The organism is Alkalibacterium iburiense (assembly GCF_039521845.1).
Classification (GTDB): domain Bacteria; phylum Bacillota; class Bacilli; order Lactobacillales; family Carnobacteriaceae_A; genus Alkalibacterium; species Alkalibacterium iburiense.
In genome coordinates this window covers 532-3,250 of the sequence record NZ_BAAACW010000052.1, presented here as the reverse complement: position 1 = coordinate 3,250, position 2,719 = coordinate 532, and the positions used below count along the sequence as shown (strand labels likewise).

At 38.2% G+C, this 2,719-nt stretch carries 4 protein-coding genes; 3 read left to right on the top strand and 1 reads right to left on the bottom strand.

Annotation, left to right across the window (positions count from 1 at the left end; translation table 11 throughout):
* On the top strand, positions 1-972 hold a 972-nt coding region (locus ABDZ53_RS04255; RefSeq protein ID WP_343754315.1), incomplete at its 5' end, for a transposase.
* A 72-nt stretch (positions 973-1,044) separates the two neighbouring features.
* Positions 1,045-1,518 carry a hypothetical protein gene (locus tag ABDZ53_RS04250; RefSeq protein ID WP_343754313.1) on the top strand — a complete coding sequence of 158 codons (474 nt, stop codon included), beginning with the start codon at positions 1,045-1,047 and terminating at the stop codon, positions 1,516-1,518.
* Between the two features lie 741 nt (positions 1,519-2,259).
* On the opposite strand, the gene ABDZ53_RS04245 is transcribed toward ABDZ53_RS04250, so the two are convergent.
* Positions 2,260-2,397, bottom strand: a complete 138-nt coding sequence (locus ABDZ53_RS04245; RefSeq protein WP_343754311.1) for a ribbon-helix-helix domain-containing protein — start codon at positions 2,395-2,397, stop codon at positions 2,260-2,262.
* An 80-nt stretch (positions 2,398-2,477) separates the two neighbouring features.
* Between ABDZ53_RS04245 and ABDZ53_RS04240 the strand changes: the two genes are divergently transcribed.
* On the top strand, positions 2,478-2,719 hold a 242-nt coding region (locus ABDZ53_RS04240), incomplete at its 3' end, for a helix-turn-helix domain-containing protein (protein WP_343754309.1).

Sequence of the window (2,719 nt, the reverse complement as noted above, 5' to 3'; positions counted from 1 at the left end):
TCATATCATGAGAATGAGTTTATTTACCATAGTGATCAACCGTATGATGAAAAATTACAAGTCATCCTTTTGGATGCTTTCGGATTGAAAGAAACGTTTGAATCCACATTAAAAGAGGATACAGACTTTCAACTTCTTTGTCGTGTCATCAATGACCAAACAACAACAGATGAGAATGGTCATGTTTCTCTAAAAAAGGGTAAAGAGATCAGTCCCACAAGTCTTCAAACACCGGTTGAACCAGAGGCTACATATCGTTATAAATCGGGGAAACATCACAAAGGTTATGTCGCAAATATTGTCGAAACGGTTGATGAAAAACTATCCTTCATCACGCAATATTCTTTTGATGCCAACGTACAAAGTGATGTTCATTTTGCCTATGAAACAATTGAAAGACTAGGCAAACAGGACGAGCCAACAGTTCTTGTAGCTGATGGGGCTTATGATTCTGAAGACGCAAGAAATTTGGGTGAAATCAATGGGATTGATCTCGTAAATACTGAATTAAAAGGGCGCTCACCGAATCCTGCTTACGCAGGAATTATCATTGATGAAGAAAAAGATACGGTCGAACTTCCCGATGGGTTAAAAGCCCAATCGGTGAGTTATTATGAGGAAACAGACATGTATCGAGCCGTCTTTGATAAAGCGGACTGTTCCTCGGATAAACAGAATGCCTATGGCATGATGAAAGAACAAAAGACAACAAAAGTTTTAATGATATCACCCAAAATGGTTCATCGAGCCAATCAAGCAAAACATATGAAGTCGAAAGAATTCCTCCAATATACTTATTTCAGAAACGGAGTGGAAGGCATTCCTTCTGTTCTTCGGCGTGCTTACAATGTCGACCGAATCCCCTTCAGGGGACGAGTGCGCAAAAAACACAGTCTTGGAATTAAAATCATGGCAATAAACGCCAAAAGAGCCATCAAATATCAACAAAATCAAGAAAAAGTGGTGGCATAAAAAGGAGCCCCTCTTTCATTTTTAAAAACTTTATACTTTTGAGCATTTCATCTTGTTTAAGTGCTTAAAATTATGGAGTTTCGACACCATAACCATAATCTGCCTAAAGATAAAGCTTTTATTTTTTCTTATAAGATTGAAGAGCATCTCAGTGTATTAGATAGAACTAACTTTTCTCAACAAAATAAACAAAAGCAGCTCATACACTTACTTATGCAGCATCATCAAGAGAATTACCGTTCAAATGAATTACCGACCTATGAATATTCAGATCTAAAAAAAGGGATTTATTGTCCAGAGTGCTTTTCCTTTGAACACACAAATACACTTAGAAATCGAACCTGTCAATGTGGATTCAAAGAGACGATTGTTGAAGCGTTGGTTAGAAGCATAGAAGAGAACAGTGTTCTTTTTCCAAATGATAAAATAACTGTGTCAGTAGTTTATGACTGGCTTGATAAGGAATACGACAAACAAAAGATTCAAAGAACGCTTAAAAATCATTTTCAGGTAAAAGGAGAAAATAAAGGAACGTATTACTGTTAAACCAAGAGGACAGAAGCCGTCAGACGGCTTCTTACATTATTAAGAACCTAAAAAAGAAGAGACCGCATCATTCGAGTAGTCTAAAGCATTTAGTATGAGGCTGAAATGTCGTTACGCCCTTATACGGAGATTTTTGAAGAAGTGGAGTGATGGGGAAACAGCTGAACTGTATCATACGAGTATTTATAAACCTTTGGAGTGAGGCGGAAAGACGTTTCCCCGTCATACGAGTACTTAGAAAATAGCGGAATGAGTCTGACTCTCTTTACCATCAAAAAAAACACCAAAGCAAAGAGGTCAGAAGCCGTCAGTCGACTTCTTTCATTGTCAAGAGCTAAAGAAAGAAGAGACCGCATCATTCGATTGGAGTAATTCATTTGGTATGAGGGGAAAATGACGTTACACCCTCATACGAGGAGTATTAAATAGGTGGAGTGATAGGGAAACGGCCGAACTGTATCATATGAAAACTTATAAACCTTTGGAGTGAGGCAGAAAGATGTTTCCCAATCATACGAAGACTTTACTATCAGTCGTATGAGGTGCAAGGATTCATTAAGCCTCAAACACTCAAGCAAAAAGAAAAAAGTAGCCGAATAGGTCGGCTACTTTAACTTTAATCTATTTATTTCATTGAACGTTCGTCAGGAATAACATTGTTTAACATTTTCCGAAAGAAGTCTCCCGCTTCTAAACGTAGTGAAAGCGGGAGATGAATTTCGGTCAAGCGGTAGCATGAAATCATTTCTTAAGACCTTTTCTTATTAGTTCGAGGATAGCCGACGTCCTTGTCGTCAGTCCATTTTGTTTTCGGTATGCGTCTACTTTTTCTAAGATAACTTTTGGCATACGTATTTCTACGCGCTCTTTGTCAGACATGTGCTCACCTCCAACTTGATTGTACGGTATTTTTTCGGTATAATCAAGTTGCAAACCATGCAAAAGAGGAGGTGACAGATATGCTGAAAGCCTACAAATACCGACTTTATCCAACGCAGGCTCAGAAAGAGTATTTCGCAAACTGTTTTGGCTGTGTCCGCTTCATCTATAACCAAATGCTTAGCGACAAAATCGACCACTACAAAGAAACGAAGCAGATGCTCAAAAATACACCGGCTCAATACAAAAAAGACTTTCCTTTCTTGAAAGAGGTCGATAGTTTAGCTTTATCGAATGCCCAACAGAATTTAGAAAGAGCCTA

Excerpts from the sequence above, each read along its gene's own strand:
- ABDZ53_RS04250 (WP_343754313.1), top strand. The coding sequence starts at position 1,045 with ATGGAGTTTCGACACCATAACCATAATCTGCCTAAAGATAAAGCTTTT.
- ABDZ53_RS04245 (WP_343754311.1), bottom strand. The coding sequence starts at position 2,397 with ATGTCTGACAAAGAGCGCGTAGAAATACGTATGCCAAAAGTTATCTTA.